Annotated in this window: 19 protein-coding genes and 1 tRNA gene; 16 read left to right on the top strand and 4 right to left on the bottom strand. The window is 63.6% G+C overall.

The annotated features are described in order from the left end of the window. Positions 1–186 precede the first annotated feature (186 nt). The 6 genes from LDN95_RS03455 (at position 187) to LDN95_RS03430 (ending at position 5944) form a co-directional block, all read left to right on the top strand. The gene (locus LDN95_RS03455) at positions 187–786 is read left to right on the top strand and encodes a protein-L-isoaspartate O-methyltransferase (RefSeq protein WP_226016222.1); all 600 of its coding nucleotides are present in this window, start codon (positions 187–189) and stop codon (positions 784–786) included. After that, complete coding sequence (locus tag LDN95_RS03450; RefSeq protein WP_226016221.1) at positions 786–2285, top strand: TolC family outer membrane protein; 1500 nt, start codon at positions 786–788, stop codon at positions 2283–2285. Before LDN95_RS03455 ends, LDN95_RS03450 begins: the two co-directional genes overlap by 1 nt. A gap of 89 nt (positions 2286–2374) precedes the next feature. Continuing rightward, complete coding sequence (locus tag LDN95_RS03445) at positions 2375–2866, top strand: DUF2497 domain-containing protein (RefSeq protein ID WP_226016220.1); 492 nt, start codon at positions 2375–2377, stop codon at positions 2864–2866. A gap of 76 nt (positions 2867–2942) precedes the next feature. Continuing rightward, positions 2943–5117: a S9 family peptidase gene (locus LDN95_RS03440; RefSeq protein ID WP_226016219.1), complete on the top strand. Its 2175-nt coding sequence runs from the start codon at positions 2943–2945 to the stop codon at positions 5115–5117. Between the two features lie 9 nt (positions 5118–5126). Further along, a complete protein-coding gene (locus LDN95_RS03435; RefSeq protein ID WP_226016218.1) occupies positions 5127–5552 on the top strand; it encodes a thioesterase family protein in 426 nt (141 codons plus the stop codon). After that, positions 5537–5944, top strand: coding sequence for a ferredoxin (locus LDN95_RS03430; protein ID WP_226016217.1), 408 nt, complete (start codon positions 5537–5539; stop codon positions 5942–5944). The genes LDN95_RS03435 and LDN95_RS03430 overlap by 16 nt, the downstream gene beginning before the upstream one ends. Before the next feature lie 32 nt (positions 5945–5976). Here the strand turns inward: LDN95_RS03430 and LDN95_RS03425 are convergent, their stop codons facing one another. Then, complete coding sequence (locus tag LDN95_RS03425; RefSeq protein WP_226016216.1) at positions 5977–6300, bottom strand: hypothetical protein; 324 nt, start codon at positions 6298–6300, stop codon at positions 5977–5979. A 147-nt stretch (positions 6301–6447) separates the two neighbouring features. Between LDN95_RS03425 and LDN95_RS03420 the strand changes: the two genes are divergently transcribed. From LDN95_RS03420 to LDN95_RS03395, 6 genes are all read left to right on the top strand, one after another. After that, positions 6448–6879, top strand: coding sequence for a CBS domain-containing protein (locus LDN95_RS03420; protein ID WP_226016215.1), 432 nt, complete (start codon positions 6448–6450; stop codon positions 6877–6879). A gap of 55 nt (positions 6880–6934) precedes the next feature. Continuing rightward, on the top strand, positions 6935–7279 hold the full coding sequence (locus tag LDN95_RS03415) for an iron-sulfur cluster assembly accessory protein (protein WP_226016214.1): 345 nt from the start codon (positions 6935–6937) through the stop codon (positions 7277–7279). Between the two features lie 85 nt (positions 7280–7364). Next, on the top strand, positions 7365–8144 hold the full coding sequence (gene xth, locus LDN95_RS03410) for an exodeoxyribonuclease III (protein ID WP_226016303.1): 780 nt from the start codon (positions 7365–7367) through the stop codon (positions 8142–8144). A gap of 18 nt (positions 8145–8162) precedes the next feature. Then, on the top strand, positions 8163–8480 hold the full coding sequence (locus LDN95_RS03405) for a hypothetical protein (RefSeq protein WP_226016213.1): 318 nt from the start codon (positions 8163–8165) through the stop codon (positions 8478–8480). 32 nt (positions 8481–8512) lie between these two features. Beyond that, entirely contained in the window at positions 8513–9175 is a 663-nt protein-coding gene (gene msrA, locus LDN95_RS03400; RefSeq protein WP_226016212.1) for a peptide-methionine (S)-S-oxide reductase MsrA, read from the top strand. Between the two features lie 36 nt (positions 9176–9211). Continuing rightward, on the top strand, positions 9212–9670 hold the full coding sequence (locus LDN95_RS03395; protein WP_226016211.1) for a Fur family transcriptional regulator: 459 nt from the start codon (positions 9212–9214) through the stop codon (positions 9668–9670). A 17-nt stretch (positions 9671–9687) separates the two neighbouring features. Here the strand turns inward: LDN95_RS03395 and LDN95_RS03390 are convergent, their stop codons facing one another. After that, on the bottom strand, positions 9688–10245 hold the full coding sequence (locus LDN95_RS03390) for a GNAT family N-acetyltransferase (protein ID WP_226016210.1): 558 nt from the start codon (positions 10243–10245) through the stop codon (positions 9688–9690). Positions 10246–10382: 137 nt separating this feature from the next. Between LDN95_RS03390 and dxs the strand changes: the two genes are divergently transcribed. Further along, on the top strand, positions 10383–12305 hold the full coding sequence (gene dxs / locus LDN95_RS03385; RefSeq protein ID WP_226016302.1) for a 1-deoxy-D-xylulose-5-phosphate synthase: 1923 nt from the start codon (positions 10383–10385) through the stop codon (positions 12303–12305). 99 nt (positions 12306–12404) lie between these two features. Here the strand turns inward: dxs and LDN95_RS03380 are convergent, their stop codons facing one another. Both LDN95_RS03380 and LDN95_RS03375 read right to left on the bottom strand, forming a co-directional pair. Then, on the bottom strand, positions 12405–13091 hold the full coding sequence (locus tag LDN95_RS03380; protein WP_226016209.1) for an NnrU family protein: 687 nt from the start codon (positions 13089–13091) through the stop codon (positions 12405–12407). Positions 13092–13317: 226 nt separating this feature from the next. Further along, positions 13318–15111 carry a peptide MFS transporter gene (locus LDN95_RS03375; RefSeq protein ID WP_226016208.1) on the bottom strand — a complete coding sequence of 598 codons (1794 nt, stop codon included), beginning with the start codon at positions 15109–15111 and terminating at the stop codon, positions 13318–13320. 366 nt (positions 15112–15477) lie between these two features. Between LDN95_RS03375 and LDN95_RS03370 the strand changes: the two genes are divergently transcribed. The 3 genes from LDN95_RS03370 (at position 15478) to LDN95_RS03360 (ending at position 19659) form a co-directional block, all read left to right on the top strand. Next, positions 15478–15759 (top strand): integration host factor subunit beta, encoded by a 282-nt coding sequence (locus LDN95_RS03370; protein ID WP_226016207.1) that lies wholly within the window; start codon positions 15478–15480, stop codon positions 15757–15759. A gap of 263 nt (positions 15760–16022) precedes the next feature. Next, positions 16023–16107 (top strand) — tRNA-Leu (locus LDN95_RS03365). A 171-nt stretch (positions 16108–16278) separates the two neighbouring features. Beyond that, complete coding sequence (locus tag LDN95_RS03360; protein ID WP_226016206.1) at positions 16279–19659, top strand: DUF2126 domain-containing protein; 3381 nt, start codon at positions 16279–16281, stop codon at positions 19657–19659. Positions 19660–19691: the final 32 nt, after the last annotated feature.

Genomic DNA, 19691 nt, shown 5'->3' with positions numbered 1-19691 from the left:
AGCACTTGGCGCAAGAATGGCAATATTCTAAGAGCACGAACAGGTCACCGGGCAGCCGGTTGCGACCTTGGCAGATTGGTGCAATGCACACGGTTGGGGCGGCCGGTGCGTCGTTCCATGGAATGACCGCCGTGCGCGCCCCCGGATCCGGGGGGACGGACGGCTTTTGGGCGGATGAGGGAAATCATGACCTTGCTTGACGAACGGCCGGTTGAAAGCGGTTCAGCGCTGGCGCGACGGGCCATGATCGATAGTCAGTTGCGGGTCAGCGGGGTCAATGATCTGGCGATTCTGGCTGCTTTTGCCGCCGTCGCCCGCGAAGACTTCGTGCCGGAAGAGCGGCGCGCAGTGGCCTATGCCGATCGCGCCGTGCCGCTGGGCGATGGTACCGTGCTTGCCCCTGCGCTCACCCATGGCCAGCAACTTTCGCTCGCCGTGCCCAGCCGCGCCGACACCGTTCTGGTGATCGGCAAGCCAGGCGCCTACCTTGCTGCGCTGGTTGGTGAACTGGCGGGGAAAGTTGTCCTTGCCGCTCCCGGCGCCGAATACGGTGCAGCGGGCGCATATTCGCTGGTGCTGATCGACGGCGCCATCGAGCAGGCACCTGCGGTCCTGAGCGCCGTACTGGCCGATCATGGCCGCGTGGTCACCGGTCTGGTCGAGCGTGGCGTTACCCGCCTCGCCATCGGTCGCAAGGTTCAGGGCGAGCTCGCGTTCACCACCGTGGGCGAGGCCGACTTTGCACCGCTGCCTGAATTCGCTGCCACGAAGCGCTGGAGCTTCTAATGATCAAGCCGCTGTCGCCGGCCCTTCGCGGGTCAACCGGCCTGACCGTGATCGCGCTGGCTACGGCGCTTGTCGGTTCGCTGGCCAGCACGCCGGCATTTGCCGACGATCTGCGCGAAGCGTTGATCCGGGCGTATAACAGCAACCCTGACCTGCAGGCGGCGCGCGCCAACCAGCGCGCCAACGACGAAAACGTGCCGATCGCCAAGTCCGCGGCCCTGCCTTCGCTCGCTGGAACGGCAAGCTATACCGAGCAGTTGGAAAAGGGATCGGCACCGACGTTCAATCCCACGCGCATTTTCTCGACCGGGGTCAATCTCGGGCTGCCGCTTTATGCTGGCGGGGGCATCCGCAATGCGATCACCGCTGCGAAAGTCCGCGTCGAAGCCGGGCAGGCCAGCTTGCGCAGCACCGAATCGGCGGTGTTCTCGCAAGTGGTGGCCGCCTATCTCGACGTCATTCGCGATGCCGCCATCGTCAATTTCAACCGTAACAGCGTGCAAGTGCTGGAGGTCAACCTCAAGGCGACCAGCGATCGCTTCGAGATCGGCGATGTCACCCGCACCGACGTTGCCCAATCGAATTCGCGCCTTGCACTCGCCCGTGCCGACTTGCGGTCGGCTCAGGCCAACCTGATCGCCAGCCGCGAGCGCTATATCCAGATCGTTGGAACGGCACCGGGGGATCTGGCCACGCCGCCGCCGCTGACCGGTTTGCCGCCTGCGGTGGATGAAGCGGTTCAGATCGCGCTCGATACCAATCCTGATCTCGCCGCAGCACGGCTTGCCAGCAAGGCGGCAGGCTATGACGTGAAGGCGGCGGGGGCCGCACGCCTGCCACGCCTGTCGGTCACGGCCAGCACCAGCTACAGCAATTATCTGGATTCGATCCCGCTGGGTATCAAATCGGGCACCAACAACCACATCGCCAGTTCAGCGCTCGGCCTTACGGCGTCGATTCCGTTGTTTCAGGGCGGCTTGCCTGCCGCGCGCGAGCGTCAGGCGCAGGCGAGCGAAGGCGCCAAGTTTGAACAGGAAATCTCGGTCGAGCGTAGCGTGATCGCTGCCGTTCGGGCGGCTTATTCCAACTGGCAGGCGGCGACGGCGGTGATCGGCTTGAACCAGACTGCGGTCGATGCCGCCGCGCTCAGCCTTGAAGGTGTGCGGGCCGAAAACACTGTCGGCAATCGCACGATCCTCAACATCCTCGACGCCGAGCAGGAACTGCTCAGGGCGCAAGTGCAATTGGTGACCGCGCGGCGCAATGCCTATGTCGCCGGGTTCAACCTGTTGTCGACGATGGGCCGGGCACAGGCCAAGGATCTCGCTCTCGAAGGCGAGGGGGGGAGTGCTGCGTTGTACGATCCGGCCACAAACTATGATCGTGTCCGCGGCAAAGTGTGGGACTGGAGCCGCGATCCGGCGCCGGTGGCGCGCGGAACCCGCACGGTTGACTCGCCTGCGCAAGACGCCAATGTGGCGGTGCAGGCGCTTCCTTGACGAAGCGTTAACCATTTGATTCGAGAGTGGGGCAGTTCAGCCGGTGGATACCGGCTGGAAACGGGCTTTAGTCAGGGGATAAGCAGGCCATGCGTCAGGCAGGGGAACCTTCGGTCGAGGAAATTCTCGATTCGATCAAGAAGGTGATCGCGCGCGACAACCGGGCCGATGCCTCGCTTGCCAAAGGGCGCCGCGATACGATCGCACCGGCGGTTAACCCTGACGCAATGGCCCAACGCCATGGCGATGTGCTCGACCTGAGCGAGGTTGCCGCGCAAATCCTCGGTGAATCCCCGGCGGCCGCATACGGCGCCGCCCGCTCGGAACTGGCCGATGATGCCGAACCGCTGTTGCAAGAAGCTGCCACCGCATCGATGCGCCAGTCGCTTGAGGCGCTGGCCCTGCTTTCGCAGCCCGGTGCACGGCCGCAAATCGTCCGTTCCGGGGAGACCTCGCTCGAAGGACTGGTGCGCGAAATGCTGAGGCCCATGCTCGCCGAATGGCTCGATCGCAACCTGCCCGGGATGGTCGAAAAGCTGGTTGCGACCGAAATCGCGCGGATCGTCGGCAAGCGCGGCTGAGCGGCACGGCTCGAAACCACTTTTTCAGCGACAAATCCGGTTTGCCTGCCGCCGTGCAGGCGCTAATCCGGTTTCCATGAAAACCAGTTCCATCAGGGTCACCCGGCTCTCGTTCGCGGCGTTGTGTATCGCACTGGCCGCCCCGCTTGTCTCATCGGTCGCCGTGCAGGCGGCAGAAGTGCCTGCGCCCTTTTCCCCTCAGGATCTGGTGACGTTGCCACGGCTCGGCGGCGTGGCGGTTTCGCCCGACGGCGCGCTCGCGGCCTGGGTGGTTACGACTACCGATCCCGCCAGTTACGCGCGCACCACCGCCTTGTGGATCAAGGCTGCTGGCGCACCGGCGTTTGCGGTTGCGCTTGAAGGTGCGGCCGACAGCCCCGCGTTCGCGCCCGATGGCAGTCTGTATCTGCTGTCCGACCGCAAGGATCCGGCGGCGCCAAAGGGCGCATCGGCCACGCAGCTTTGGAAATTGTCGGCCCCGGCAAAGGCGGCGACGGCGCCGCAATGGCACCGTGCCAGCGCATTTGCAGCAGAGCCCGCTGGATTCAAGCTGTCACCCGATGGCAAACGCGTCGTGGTCTGGGCCGATCTGCCCCGCACTTGCGCGACGTTTGGCGGTTGTGCGGATTCCGCTGGTCGGGCGCAGCCGGGACCGGGCAGCGGGCGCCTCTATCGCGATGGCACCGGCTTCGTCCGTCACTGGGACACTTGGGCAAATCCCGGCACTTACAGCCGCCTGTTCGCCTTTGCGCTTGATGCAGAAGGGGTGGCCACCGGCAATGGGCAGGCGCTCGATGGCGATGCCCGCGCAGGTGGCCTTGTCGGCGACGCGCCGACCAAGCCCTATGGCGACGGTGCTGAAATCGCTTGGACGCGCGATAGCAACGCGGTGATCTATGCCGCGCGGCTGGCCGACCGCAACGAGCCGCGCTCGACCAATGTCGACTTGTGGCTGGCTCCGGTCGATGGCGCTGCGCCGCGCAACCTGACTGCGAGCAACCTTGCGACAGACACGATGCCTGCGGTGTCACCCGACGGACGCTGGCTGGCTTACGCGGCGATGGCACGGCCGGGTTATGAATCGGACCGGCTGGTGGTCCACTTGCGCGACATCAAGACTGGCGCCGTGCGCGCCCTGACCGGGGCGTGGGATCGCTCGGTCACGTCGCTGGCGTGGACTGCGGATGGCAAGGCGCTGATCGCAACGGCTGAAGATGTACTCGATACGCCGGCCTTCAGGATCGACCCGCGCAGCGGCAAAGTCGAACGGCTGACCTTCAATCCCGGGCGTGAGGGGCATATCGGCAATGTCGTGCCACTCAAGGACGGGCGGCTGGGCTATACTCGTGATTCGATCGAGGCGCCGGCCGAACTGTTCATCGGCAGGCCCGGCAAAGGGTCGGACAAGCTGACCGACATCGCCACGTCGGCGCTGGCCGCACGCGCGGGCGTGGTCACGCAGCGCTTCCACTTTGCCGGGGCGGGTGGGGATATCGTGTGGGGCCAGATCACCAAGCCCGTGCAGGCCGTTGCGGATGGCAAACTTCCCGCCATTCTTTACGTCCACGGTGGACCGCAAGGCTCGTTCAATGATGCGTGGTCCAATCGCTGGAATCCGCGCGTCTGGGCAGCGCAAGGCTATGCCGTGGTGGCGATCGATTTCCACGGCTCAACCGGATACGGTCAGGCCTTTACCGACGCGATCAACCGCGACTGGGGCGGCAAGCCGCTGGAGGACTTGCAGAAGGGGCTTGAGGCCGCACTGGCACTCGATCCGCAGATCGACGGCGCAAACGCCTGCGCTGCCGGGGCTTCGTATGGCGGCTACATGATGAACTGGATCGAAGGGCGTTGGCCCGACCGGTTCAAGTGCATCGTGCAGCACGATGGTGTGTTCGATGCCCGCGCGATGGCCTATGAAACCGAGGAACAGTGGTTCGACGAATGGGAGCACGGCGGGCACGCCTATCACGAGGCGCCCGACGAGTACGAGAAATGGAACCCGGTCAACTACGTGACGCAGTGGCGCACACCGATGCTGGTGATCACCAGCGAAAGGGACTTCCGCATCCCTTATACGCAGGGGCTTGCCGCATTTTCCGCGCTGCAACGGCGCGGTGTGCCCAGCGACTTGCTGGTGTTCCCTGACGAGAACCACTGGGTGCTCAAGCCGAAGAATTCGCTGCAATGGCACCAGACCGTGTTCGAATGGCTCGATCGCTGGTTGAAGCGGGGCGGCAAGGCGGGTTAGGCCTGTATCATGTCCAGACCCGATCCTGCACTGCTGCTGCCTGCGCGCTATCGTTTCGTCCACGAACTGACGACGCGCTTTGCCGATCTCGATCCCAACGATCATATCAACAACGTTGCCATGGCTGCGGTGTTCGAGGATGGCCGGGTGCGCTTTCAGGCCACGATCGGGTTCCAGCGAACCGAAGCACTGCGACCGATGGTGGCCAGCGTATCGATCGATTATCTGGCGCAGGCGCATTATCCCGGGACGCTGGCCTGTTACGTCGGCGTCGCCGCGATCGGACGCAGCAGCTGGACCTTGCAGCAACTGGTGACGCAAGCGGGCACTGCGGTGGGTACCTGCAACACCGTGATCGTCATGACCGATGGTCAGCGCGCTACGCCGCTGCCCGATGCGTTTCGAGGGGTTCTGGAACAATGGTCGCTGACGTGACGGGCGCTGTGCCTGCTGAGGGTCACTCGCAAGACGAGGTCGTGCAGGCCGAACGCGCGCTGGCCCAACTTGGCGGCTTTGCCACACAGCGCCACATCTTCCTGTGCGCGGGGCCCGAGAAGGACAAGTGCGCCCCGCGCGCGGAAGGAGAGGCGAGCTGGGCCTTCCTGAAAAAGCGGCTGGGCGAACTCAAGCTGGGCGGTGCGCAAGGCATCTTGCGGACCAAGGCGGGGTGTCTGCGGGTGTGCCTCGCTGGACCGGTCGCGGTCGTTTATCCGGACGAGGTCTGGTATCACTCGTGCACGCCCGCAGTGCTTGAGCGCATTTTGCAGGAGCACGTGATCGGCGGCCAGCCTGTCGAGGAATTCCGTCTGCATCAGCCGCAAGATTGACCCTGTCGCAGGATATGCTGGGCCGATTCCAGCTATTTCCAGGTCTCGTCTTCGAGGCGGTCTTCGATGGCATCGTCATGGCCGCTGGCATTGGACAGGAACACCAGTCCCATCAGCGCAGCCATCAGCATGATCGTCGCGCCGATGCCCAGTGCCGTGGCGATGTAAAGGTGGATCGAAACCAGGCCAAACAGGTGGTATAAGTACACCCAGACGATACCAATCACACCCAGCGAGACATCACCTGCGAGGCGGAGCATCCTGCGGTAATGCGCCCAGATCGGCGCCGCCCGCATTGGATCGTCGAGCGCCGACGGCCCGTGCGAACTCTTGAGCGGTGGTGGACGGTCGGGCAATTGCGGGCTCCTTGTGACTGCGCCTTGGCACCGCCGTATCCCCATCCATAGCGGATCAGGCAATCGCTTTGCGATTCGATGACGTGATGGCATGATCCCTTTGCGGAGACGGCAAAAGCCGTCCCTTTGGGATAACAGGAGGATGTCATGACGATTGCCAGGCTGATTGCCGGCCAATCCGGCGAGGTATGGACCATCCATGCCGACGATACCGTGGCTCAGGCGGTTGAGGTGCTTGCCACCCGCCGGATCGGCGCATTGCCGGTGCGCGATACGACCGAGGACGTGGTCGGCATTTTTTCCGAGCGTGACGTGCTTTATTCGCTGCGCCGCCATGGTGGTGATGTCCTCGCGCTGAAGGTGCATGAAGTGATGACCAGCCCGGTTGTGACCGTTTCGCCCGACACCAGCGTGATGGAGGCGCTGGCGCTGATGACGCGGCGCCGTTTCCGCCACTTGCCGGTGGTCGATGGCGGTCGCATGGTCAGCTTCATCTCGATCGGGGATCTGGTTAAGTACCGGATCGATCGGATCGAGGCGGAGGCCGAGGCCATGCGCGCCTATATCCAGACGGCCTGATCGCCATCTGCAACCGGTGCTTGTGGCGCGCGCCCGCGCGTCCTATCTTCAAGGCATGAGCGAAACATCCGGTTCCCCTGTCGTCACCCTGGCCCCTAGTGCAGCGGCGCGCGTCGCGGCGATCGCCGCCAAGCAGGCCAAACCGGCGATTCTGCGCCTTGCGGTCGAAGGTGGGGGATGTTCGGGGTTCCAGTACCGTTTCGGTCTGGCTGACGCGCCAGACGGCGATGACAGTATCGCCGAAACCGACGGGGTACGGCTGGTGGTCGATCCGATGAGCCTTGATCTGGTTGCAGGCAGCGTGGTCGAATATGTCGAATCGCTGGGGGGCGCCGCCTTTCGCGTGACCAACCCAAATGCAGCGGCCGGATGTGGCTGTGGCGCCAGCTTTGCCGTCTGAAGCGGCGCTCCGATCGACCATGACCGCGCCGCACGACACGTCTCAGCCCCAGACCTTACGCTCCGAATTCACGGCTCCCGAGTCGCTGCGGATCGCCAGCTTCAACATCAACGGCATCAAGGCCCGGCTGCCGCGTCTGCTCGAATGGCTTGAAGAGACCCGTCCGTCGGTCGCCTGCCTGCAGGAAATCAAGACGCAGGACGAAGGTTTTCCCGCTGCCGAGTTCGAGCGCATCGGTTATCGCGCTATCTGGCATGGCCAGAAGGGTTTCAATGGCGTGGCGATCCTCGCCGACGGGACGCAGCCGGTCGAAGTTCAGCGCGGACTGGCGGGTGAGCCCGAGGACGAGCACTCCCGCTATCTTGAAGCCGACGTGTTCGGTGTCCGCGTCGTGTGCATCTATCTGCCCAACGGCAACCCGCAGCCGGGTCCGAAATTCGACTACAAACTGCGTTGGATGGAGCGGTTGCGCGCGCGCATGGCGGTGCTGTCGGCCTTGGAAATTCCCGCAGTGGTGATCGGTGATTTCAATGTCATCCCCGAGGACAAGGATATCTGGGACGTGCGGGCCATGGCGTCCGACGCGCTGATGCAGCCTGAATCGCGCGATGCCTATCGTCGCCTGCTCAACGATGGCTGGACCGATGCGATCGACCTCCACCACCCGCGTGGCGGGATCTGGACGTTCTGGGATTATCAGGCAGGCGCCTGGCAGCGCGATCACGGTTTTCGCATCGATCACGCGCTGCTTTCGCCAGAACTGGCCGACCGGCTTACTGGCGCAGGCGTCGACAAGGCCCATCGCGGACGGGAAAAGGCCAGCGATCATGCGCCGATGTGGGTGACACTGCGCGGCGAGACGTGATCCCGTAACGGCAAATAGTTGCCGCAAGTCTTGCAATTTATTGCCGACGCGCCATTTAGCGCGAGCACGATATCAAAACAGCCGCATTTGCTTCCGTATCCCGTCGAAGCTGCCCCGAGGGCCGATGCCCCGGTTTGTGCAGCAATTGTCTGGCAAACGGACCCGCTGGCACGACTGGATGGACGGATTTTCGAGATGAAGTTGTTCGACAAGGATTTTTACCGCGCCTTGATGGTTGGTTTCCTGATCGGCACCGCGGGTATGGCGCTGTCGGTCGGCGCTGCACAAGTTCATGCCGAAAGCGGCGGTTCGGTAAGGGCGGTCAGCACGCAATGACCACGCGGCGCAGTTTCTCAGGAGTCTGCGCCATGGCGCTGGCTGCCACCGTCTTGCCCGGCCTTGCCGCCTGTCAGGCACCGGCTCGTGCCGAAACGGTAACGTCTGTCGCGCCCGCCGCGTCGGTCGCCAAAGAAGCGCGCGCCCCTCAAGTCGCCGTGCTGGCCGGCGGATGCTTCTGGGGAATGGAAGCGGTGTTCAGCCACATCAAGGGTGTGCGCAGTGTCGTTTCCGGCTTTGCCGGTGGCAGCAAGGCCACCGCGCATTACGAGCGGGTCAGCGATGGCGACACCGGCCACGCCGAATCGGTGCGGATCACCTATGACCCGCAGGTCATCCGCTATGACCAATTGCTGCAGGTGTTCTTCTCGGTGGCCAGCGACCCGACCCAGCTCAACCGGCAGGGGCCCGACAGCGGCACCCAGTACCGCAACGCCATCGTACCGCTGAATGGCGAGCAGGCACGGGTCGCGCGCGCCTATCTCGATCAGTTGAAGGCCGCCAATCCGTGGAAGCGGCCGATCGTCACGGCTATCGAACCCGATCGCGGTTTTTTCCCGGCCGAAGATTACCATCAGGACTTCGCGCTGAAAAATCCCGATCATCCCTATATCCGGTACTGGGACGTGCCCAAGGTTGCCGCTGTGAAGCGTACGTTCCCGGGATTGTGGAAGCCGACCTTCACCGCAAACTGATTTGCGGTTCGGCAGCGGCGCGCTTATCTATCGGGCATGGGTGCGCATCTCGATCATCATCTGGCGGGCGACAGGCTGGTCGATGCCGCGCGCAACGCGCTGGTTCATGCAGGCGAGCAATGGACCGAGATGCGCGCCGACGTGTTTGCCGCCTTGGCCGCACTGCAAAAACCGGCCAGCGCTTATGACATTGCGCGCAATGTCAGCGCGCTGCGCGACAAGCCCGTGGCCCCAAACAGCGTCTATCGTATTCTTGACTTGTTCGTGCGCACCAATCTGGCGCGGCGGGTCGAAAGCGCCAATGCCTATGTCGTCAACAGCCATCCCGGTTGTCGGCATGACTGCATCTTCCTGATCTGCGATTCGTGCGGACAGGCGATGCATCTCGACGATGATGTGTTGACCGGCGCTCTGCGTCAGGCCGCAGCAGCGGCGGGCTTTGCCGAAGTGCGCCCGGTTGTTGAAATTCGCGGCCTGTGCCGGGAATGCGCCTGAACTGCGGCAGGTATTTTTTACAAGACCTTGCGCATGCGTTTCAGCGGTACCGGCGCTCCGCCACGGTCGTCGATCACCTCCTCGATCACCGCATAGCCTGCCGCCAAGTATAGCGGCAGCCCCGCCAGTGTGCCCATCAATTCTACTGCGCTGAAGCCCTCGGCCTGTGCTGCGGCCTCGCAATGCGCCAGAACCGCACGGCCAATGCCCCGTCGTGCGAAACCGGGCGCGGTATACATCGCCCGCACCCGCGCGGGTTCGGTAGCCGGGTCAAGCAGGCGCGGCTCGCGCAGCGCGGTGCTGTGATCGCCGCCATAGAGTGTAGCCCGCTTGCTCCACCCGCCGCAGCCAGCCAGCGCATCGCCCAGCATCGCGACGAAATATGTCCCGTCGGCCACCAATTGCCGGTCCAGCCCCATGATCGCGCGGCTCGCCTCGATCTGGGCCGAGGACAATACATCGGCCTGCAACCGCGTGATCGCCTGCTGCATCATGGCATCAAGCGCGGGCAGGTCGTCCACCGTCGCAGGTCGCAATGTCGGGCTTTGGCCATGCTCAACAAGATCCTGCGGCATTGGCAACTCCCCTCTGACAGCGATGGCCAACCACGATAGCCGGGCAGAACGTGCGTGTCGAACGCAGCGTCGAGCCTATCCTTCGTTGCCCCTACGCCGGGTTCGACACGCGGTTTGCAAAGGTGTAAGGCGGCATGATGTCTGTTACTCCGGCCACGCCGCTTCTCGATACGGTCGACACGCCTGCCGACCTGCGCAAACTCCAACCTTCGCAATTGCGCCAGCTTGCTGACGAACTGCGCAGCGAGATGATTGCTGCGGTCGGCCAGACGGGTGGGCATCTTGGTTCGGGGCTGGGCGTGGTCGAACTGACCACCGCGATCCACTATGTGTTCAACACCCCGGACGATCGGCTGGTCTGGGACGTCGGCCATCAGGCCTATCCGCACAAGATCCTGACCGGACGGCGCGACCGCATCCGCACTTTGCGTCAGGGCGGTGGCCTGTCTGGTTTCACCAAGCGCAGTGAAAGCGAATACGACCCGTTCGGGGCGGCGCATTCCTCCACATCGATCTCTGCCGCGATCGGCTTCGCCGTTGCCAACAAGCTGGCCGGACAGCCCGGCAAGGGCATCGCGGTGATCGGTGATGGCGCGATGAGCGCTGGCATGGCCTATGAGGCGATGAACAACGCCGGTCAGGCGGGCAATCGTCTGGTAGTCATCCTCAACGATAACGACATGTCGATCGCGCCGCCGGTGGGCGGATTGTCGGCCTATCTGGCGCGGCTGGTGTCATCGCGGCCGTTCCTTGAACTGCGGGGTCTTGCGCGCAAGTTGTCGCGTCGTCTGCCGCGTCCGTTGCATCAGGCCGCCAAAAAGACCGACGAGTTCGCCCGCGGCTTGGCGATGGGCGGCACCTTGTTCGAAGAACTGGGCTTCTATTACGTCGGCCCGATCGACGGGCACAATCTCGACCAGTTGATCCCGGTGCTCGAAAACGTGCGTGATGCCGCCGAAGGGCCGTGTCTGATCCATGTCGTGACGCAAAAGGGCAAGGGTTACGGCCCGGCTGAAGCCGCCGCCGACAAGTATCACGGCGTGCAGAAGTTTGACGTGATCACCGGCGAACAGGTCAAGAGCGCAGGCGGTCCGCCGAGCTATACCAATGTCTTTGCTCAGGCGCTGGTCGCCGAAGCGCAGCGCGACGGCACGATCTGCGCGATCACCGCCGCCATGCCCTCGGGCACCGGGCTCGACAAGTTTCAGAAGGCGTTTCCCGACCGCACGTTCGACGTCGGCATTGCCGAGCAACACGCCGTTACCTTCGCCGCAGGCCTGGCCGCGCAAGGGATGCGGCCGTTCTGTGCGATCTATTCCACCTTCCTCCAGCGCGCCTATGATCAGGTTGTCCATGACGTGGCGATCCAGAACCTGCCCGTGCGCTTTGCCATCGATCGCGCCGGGTTGGTGGGCGCGGACGGGGCCACACACGCCGGTTCGTTCGACGTGACTTATCTTGCCAGCCTGCCCAACATGGTCGTCATGGCTGCTGCCGATGAGGCGGAACTGGTGCACATGACCCACACTGCCGCGCTGCATGATACCGGCCCGATCGCGTTCCGCTATCCGCGTGGCAATGGCACCGGCGTGGCCCTGCCCGAGGTGCCGCAGCGTCTGGAGATCGGCAAGGGGCGGTTGGTGCGCGAAGGCAGCAAGGTTGCGATCCTGTCGCTCGGCACCCGTCTGGCAGAAGCGCTCAAGGCAGCCGACCAGCTTGATGCGCGCGGTCTTCCGACCAGCGTGGCTGACTTGCGCTTTGCAAAGCCGCTTGACCACGAGCTGATCCGGCGCCTGATCGCCACGCACGAAGTGGTGATCACCATCGAGGAAGGCGCCATCGGCGGCCTTGGCGCGCATGTGCTGACGATGGCGAGCGATGAAGGGCTGACCGACACCGGGCTCAAGATCCGCACCTTGCGACTGCCCGACGTATTTCAGGACCATGAAAGCCCGGATCGCCAATACGAGGAGGCGGGGCTGAATGCCGCGCATATCGTGGAAAGCGTGCTGAAAGCGCTACGGCACAACAGCGCAGGCTATCAGGAAGCCCGCGCCTGAGCGGCAAAATACCGTCGGCCTGAGCGGCGCGTGCCGGCCGACGAGCGGGCTATGTGGGACAGGCAGCACCCGACCCGGTTAGCGCCGATGGTCGGGGAATCAGCCCAGATGCGACTGGCGCAAGATCCATATCCCGGCCGGTTCCCCTGCCAGCGGGATGTGCGCCCACGTGATCAACACCCACAAACCCAGCGCAACGCCCCAGAGTGCGCCGATCTGGCCAAACTGGCGCACATCGGGCCAGAACGGGGTTCGTTTCATCCATGCCCGCCAGTTTTTGCCATCGAGCGCGCGCTTCTTGCGGTCCTGCAGGTGCGAGCCAACCAATGCCAGCAAGATCATCGTGCCCATGAGCACGAAACCGCGCCCGGTCGGCGCAATCAGGATATGCGAAAATGCCCAGATCGCGATGGCAAACATCATCGGATGACGGGTTATCCGGAACACGCCGTAGGGAAGCACGGTTTCAAGGCCTGAAAGCTTGGCCCCGGCAAGCGCGGGATTTCGGTAGAGCGAGGCCAGAAACAAGCCCAGCGCAACGACCGTCAGCACGCTGGCCGCTGCCCAGGGCAAAGGCGCATGCCCATCCCACAGCGGGACTCCGGCAGGCACGCGGCCATAGCACAGCATGAGCCAACTGAACGAGACCAGCGCGATCAGCGAATAAACGACGAGAAAGGCCTCGGCGCCAAGGCTGCGGACCAAAGAGGCGCGCAATGGGTGCGACAGGATGAAATGGCTGGCAAGGAACAAGCTTGCTGCGATCCCGAGTTGAACCAGGTCCACGCCTCTCTCCCATTTTTCGGGTTCGGTGCTCGCATTGTCTGGCAACAACACATCGTCATGCGGGCAAGTGCCCAGACAACCGAACCGCACTAAGTTATCTTCCTATCGGCTTGAGCAGACAAAAGCCATCAGATTGAACCATATTGGATCAATATACGTACGTGGAATTGGCTCATCCCCAGGACAAGCGTCCGTCGCCGGTTCGCGGCGACGGACTTTGAAGCCTTCAGCGAACCCCGTGCATCAGTCGCCGCAGCGGCACCGCCAGCGCAAGCAGCACCACGCCGATCGCCACAGATGTCCAGCCGATGGTGCCGAAAACGCCGACATACGTGTCCAGAGAGAGCTTCATGTTGGTGACTTCCCCGCCCACCGTATCGACGCTCGCGACTTGCGCGATGACCCCGGCAACATATTGCGCGACCGCGATCGAAAGGTACCAGACCCCCATCATCAAACCGACGATGCGCGCCAGCGACAGCTTGGTGATCATGCTCATGCCGACGGGTGAGATGCACAATTCGGCCAGCGAGTGGATCAGATAGAGGCCGACCAGCCACCACAGCGAAACCTTGAAGCTGCTGCCGACGAAGCTTGCTCCCCACACCAGAAACAGGAAGCCCGCACCAACGCCGACAAGCGCCATGCCGAACTTGATCGGGATCGAAGGCTCGGCACCGCGTGCCGACAGGCGGCCCCACAGGATCGTCATCAGCGGGGCCAGCACAACGATGAACAGCGCGTTGAAAAACTGGGTCTGCCCGGCGGAGATCGAGAACCAGCCGAACACCGACAGATCGGTGTTGCGGTCGGCAAACAAGGTCAAAGATGAACCGGCCTGCTCGAACAGGGTCCAGAACACGGTGTTGAACGTGACCAGGATCATTGCCGCCAACATCATTTCAAATTCGGCACGGCTACCGGTTCGCCAGGCATAGAGCAGGATCGTGGGCACGCCGATGAGGAAGGTGCCGAACAGGAGTTTGCCCAGCAGCGGCAGCGCGATGACATAGGCGATGAGCCCATCACCTGGCGTCAGAATCGGCGACGCCAGCACGTTCTGGAACAACAACACGACCAGACCGACCGCGATCAGGCCCCCCAGATAGATCGCCGGGGCCCAGTCGCGGGTCTGGTCGGGCGGGGTTTCACCATAGCCGTCGAGCCGTCCGCCGTCGAACTGGATCAGGCCCCACGCCAGCAGCATTCCTGCCGCAGCCAGCGAAAAACCGGCCCACCATCCGACAGCGTCGGCCAGAAACGGGCACAACAGCTGCGAAAACAACGAACCCAGGTTGATGCCCATGTAGAATATGGTGAAACCTGCGTCGCGGCGGCGGTCGCCGGGCGCATAAAGCGCGCCGACGATCGTGGCGATGTTGGCCTTGAAGAAGCCGTTGCCGACCGCGACCAGCGACAAGCCTACCAGCATCAGCGCCACGAACAATGGCGCGCGGGTGCCGCCTGCCACGAACTTGCCCGCCGGAACGCTGCGCGCGACATGACCATCTGCGGCGATCAGAGCGACAGTGCCGTCCTCCTGCCCCTTGATCAGAAGGCGTTGGCCTGCGATTTCGACAAAGCGCTTTTCCGCGCCGGTGTTGGTCGGCCGGTCATAGGCGTTTTCGGTGATGACCTCGTACCGGGTGCCCTCGATCGTGGCATGGGGGCGGGCCGTTTCACCGCCGAAGCACAGTACCAGGTACCCGGTTGCCATCATCAGCGCGCCAAACTTGACCGCCCGCTTCGAGCCTAGGAAGCGGTCGGCAATCAGCCCTCCGGCCAGAGGGGTGAGATAGACCAGTGCGGTATATCCGCCATAAAGGCCGTTGGTGGCGCCGTCACTGAACAGGAAGTGCTTGGTCAGATAGAGTGTCAGCAGCGCGCGCATGCCGTAATAGCCAAAGCGTTCCCACATTTCGGTGGTGAACAGGCGCGCCAACTGTCGTGGGTGGCCGAACCAGCCGTTTTCGGCCGTAACGCCTTCGACCGCATCGGCCGACCTGGATTCCGTCGTCAAGAAAGGGCGCTCCCAGAGAATTTTTGCCATGCCACGCTGCACATTCCGCAGTGCGGTGGAAGGGCAGTCTTGGTCTGGCGCGACCCTAACGAGAAATGGCTGTGTGAGAAGAAGGTAATTTCGAAGGAAACCACCTTGGCGCCGGCCTTGCCGCCTTGCACTCGCCCATTCGGGCCAACGATGGACAAAGCACCGGAAAATGTCCTGAACTGGGTGCATATTGGTGCAGCATACCGTTCGATAAGGTTGTGTTGGCTTGGCTGCTCTGGCAAGTTGTTCAGTGCGCTTGGGACGGGGGTCCGGCGCACACGCAATGTGTTTTGGGGGTGGATGCCGTAACGGCATCCGGCGGAGGATCAAAAGCGGATGATCAGGTCCGAATTGCTGCAAGAGCTGGCCAGGCAAAGTCCTGAACTGCGCGGCGAAGAGATTGAACGCGTCGTCGATGTGTTCTTTGACGAAATTGGCAAACGTTTGGCCGAAGGGGGTCGCGTAGAACTGCGCGGCTTCGGCGCGTTTTCGACCCGCGCGCGCGACCCGCGCAAGGGACGCAACCCGCGCACCGGCGAGGCTGTCGAAGTGCCGGGCAAGCGGGTGCCGTATTTTAAGCCGGGCAAGGAAATGCGCCTGCGTCTCAACGCCGATTAAGGTTCGTTGGTGCGGCTTCGATGCGGCCACCGTGTCTAAGCCGCCAGCGGATCACCACTGCCTTGGCGCAGAGGCGGGCATTGCGAGGGCGGTGTCGCAACAATCATGCAGTGCGCAATCGGAACAGCGCCCCTCGCGACATTCAGTCGTGCATCTTCGGTTGGGCACCGTCTCGGGTTTTGCCCAAGGCGTGAATGCCTCGTTGCCGTTGTAGCGAGCTTGTGCCAAGCGCACGCTTGAACCGATCGACGTTGCGCGATTGGGCGGACGTGGCGGAATGGTAGACGCAGGGGACTTAAAATCCCTTGAGCTCAGCTCGTGCGGGTTCGAGTCCCGCCGTCCGTACCATGTTGCGCGGAACCTTGGTGCGCCGGATCGTGGTGCGCGGACGGTGCTGGCCCCAGTTGCGACCGCGTCGATCGGTCAGGGGGCGCCGATGCAGCACACTGGCCATTGCAATAAGCGCGGATCGGGATTGGATGTTGCGGCGCAACATCAATTGGCGCAGTAACGTAAGTCATGATCAAGGCCGGCCTTCACCATGTCACCCGCTATTCCTATGCAAAGCCCGTGCTGCTGGGGCCTCAGGTCATTCGCCTGCGCCCGGCACCGCACAGCCGCACGGCGGTGCCCAATTATTCGCTGAAGATCAGCCCGGCCAACCATTTCATCAACTGGCAGCAAGACCCGCACGGCAACTGGCAGGCCCGCGTGGTTTTCCCCGAACCGGTGGACCACTTCGGGATCGAGGTCGATCTGCTGGCCGAGCTGGCGGTGATCAATCCGTTCGACTTCTTTGTCGAGGAATACGCCGAGAATTACCCCTTTGCCTATGCGCCTGCCTTGCAACAGGATCTTGCCGCCTATTGGGACATTGAGGAGCAAGGCCCGCTGTTCGAAGCGCTTTATCAGCGCTTTGCCAGGCATGAAGGGCGCTGCATCGACTTTCTCGTGGCGATCAATCAGGCGGTCAACCAGACCGTCGGCTATGTCATCCGCATGGAAACGGGTGTGCAGGAGCCCGAGGAGACGTTGGCGGTCGGCACCGGATCGTGCCGCGATTCGGCATGGTTGCTCGTCCAGTTGCTGCGCCGTCTGGGCTTTGCCGCGCGCTTTGTTTCGGGCTACTCGATCCAGTTGACCCCCGATGTGGCTGCAGTCGATGGTCCCAAGGGCGTGTCACAGGACATTTGCGACCTGCACGCCTGGGCCGAAGTCTATTTGCCAGGGGCCGGCTGGGTCGGGCTGGACGCGACCTGGGGGCTGTTTGCGGGCGAAGGCCACATCCCCTTGAGCGCGACGCCGCATTATCGCTCGGCCTCGCCGATCGAGGGTGGCTTCACCACGCTCGATGGCAACCATGTCGACAGCGATTTCCATTTCGAAATGGACGTTTCGCGCATCGCCGAGGCGGTGCGCATCACCAAGCCGTTCACCGATGCGCGATGGGATGCGCTGCTGGCGCTGGGCGACCGCGTGGACAAGGATCTGGTCGCGCAGGACATGCGGCTGACCATCGGCGGCGAGCCGACATTCGTGCGCGATGGTGATTTCGAAGCCCCGGAATGGAACAGCGGTGCGGTCGGTCCGACTAAGGCATACTTTGCCGACCGGCTGATCCGGCGTTTGCGCGACCATTTTGCGCCGGGATCGCTGCTGCATCATGGTCAGGGCAAATGGTACCCCGGCGAAAGCCTGCCTCGCTGGGGCTATTCGATATATTGGCGCAAGGATGGCGTGCCGGTCTGGCGCGATGCCAACCTGATCGCGGGCAATCTGTTGCCCGAACAGGCCCCGACCCGCACCGTCGATGCCACCGACGCTGAACGGTTCATCCGCGAAACCGCGCTGAATCTTGGCATTGATGACGACTTCGCCCAGCCGGTGTTCGAGGATGCGGTCGACTGGATCGTGCGCGAAGCCAACCTGCCCGACAATACCGAGCCGACAGACCCCAAACTGGACGATCCAGAGGAGCGTGCGCGGTTCATGCGCACGTTCCAGCGCGGGCTCAGCCGTCCGGCCGGCTATGTCCTGCCCGTCCAGCGCTGGCAGGCCGGCATGCGCCACCCGGCGCGCAAATGGCGGTCCGAACGCTGGCGGGTGCGTCGCGGGGTACTGTTCGCGGTGCCGGGCGATTCGGCGCTGGGCTATCGCCTGCCGCTGGGCGCGCTGCCGTTCGTCCCGCCCTCGGACTATCCTTACATCCACCCGCGCGACACGGCGGAACCGCGTGGCGCTTTGCCCGATGTGCGTGGGCAAGTGATCGAACGCGGGCATCAGGTGCGCGAGTCGGGTGTGCCGTTGCAGCGCTCGGTGCCGGTGGAGGCACAGCGTCCGTCCGAGCAAGGCTATGTGCCGCAAGTTGCGATCGAGGGTGCGGTGCGGACCGCGGTGACGGTGGAGCCGCGCGGCGATCACCTGTGCGTGTTCATTCCGCCGGTCGAAGCGCTTGAGGATTACCTCGACCTGATCGCCAGCGTCGAAGCGGTGGCCGAAGAAACCGGCCTGCCGGTGCGGATCGAAGGCTATCCGCCACCGCCCGACCCGCGCCTGATGGTGCTGAAGGTCACGCCCGATCCCGGCGTGATCGAGGTCAACATTCAGCCCGCTGCAAGCTGGCGCGAATCGGTGGAAATTACCGAGACGCTTTATGAAATTGCGCGCGAGGAAGGACTGACCGCCGACAAGTTCATGGTCGATGGCCGGGCCACCGGCACCGGCGGCGGCAACCACATCGTGCTGGGCGGCCCGAGCCTGCTCGATTCGCCCTTCATCCGCCGGCCCGATCTGCTCAAGTCGTTCGTCACCTACTGGCAGCGGCACCCGGCCCTCAGTTATCTGTTCTCAGGGCTGTTCATCGGTCCGACGTGTCAGGCCCCGCGCATCGACGAAGCGCGCCACGAAGGGCTGTACGAACTGGAAATCGCGCTGGCGCAAGTGCCGGGGCCGGACCAGCCGCAGCCGCCAGCATGGATGGTCGACCGGCTGTTCCGCAACTTGCTGGTCGATGTCACCGGCAATACCCATCGCACCGAAATCTGCATCGACAAGCTGTTCAGCCCCGACGGGCCGACCGGGCGGCTTGGACTGGTCGAGTTTCGTGGCTTCGAGATGCCGCCAGATGCGCGGATGAGTCTGGCGCAACAACTGCTGATCCGCGCGCTTGCCGCGTGGTTCTGGCGCGAACCGGTCAACGGACCGCTGGTGCGCTGGGGCACGCAGCTGCACGATCGCTTCATGCTGGGCCACTTCGTCTGGGCCGACTTCCTAGAGGTGCTGAGCGACTTGCGCGGCGCGGGCTATGACTTTGATCCCGTGTGGTTCGAAGCGCAGCGCCAGTTCCGCTTTCCAGTGCATGGGACGGTTCAGGGCGGCGGCGTGACGCTGGAAATCGCACATGCGCTCGAACCGTGGAACGTGCTGGGCGAAACCGGCGCGATCGGCGGCACGGTGCGCTATGTCGATAGCTCCACCGAACGCTTGCAGGTGCGCGCGACGGGCCTTGTTTCCGGGCGCCATGTCATCACCTGCAACGGCAGACGCGTGCCGCTGGCGCCGACCGGGGTTCCCGGCGAAGCTGTGGCCGGTGTACGCTACAAGGCATGGTGGCCGGCCAACTGCCTGCACCCGCAATTGCCGCCGCATGCGCCGTTGACCTTCGACATCCATGACCTGTGGAACGGGCGCTCGCTGGGCGGATGTGTCTATCACGTGGCGCATCCGGGCGGACGCAACTATGACGACGTTCCGGTCAATGGCTACGAAGCGCAGGCTCGGCGCAAGGCGCGTTTCCAGGAGCATGGCCATTCGCCGGGTTGGCAGCCGGTGCCGCCGGCGGAACTGCCGGGCGAGTTTCCGTTCTCGCTCGATTTGCGTCGTCCGGCGCGGTTGTCCTGATCGTGACCCATCGTGAATGATCCCGGCGTGAC

This window comes from Novosphingobium sp. FKTRR1 (assembly GCF_020404405.1).
In the GTDB taxonomy this organism is placed as follows: Bacteria; Pseudomonadota; Alphaproteobacteria; order Sphingomonadales; family Sphingomonadaceae; genus Novosphingobium.
Note: the sequence above shows the minus strand (reverse complement) of the source record. Positions and strands in the feature narration are given on the sequence as shown.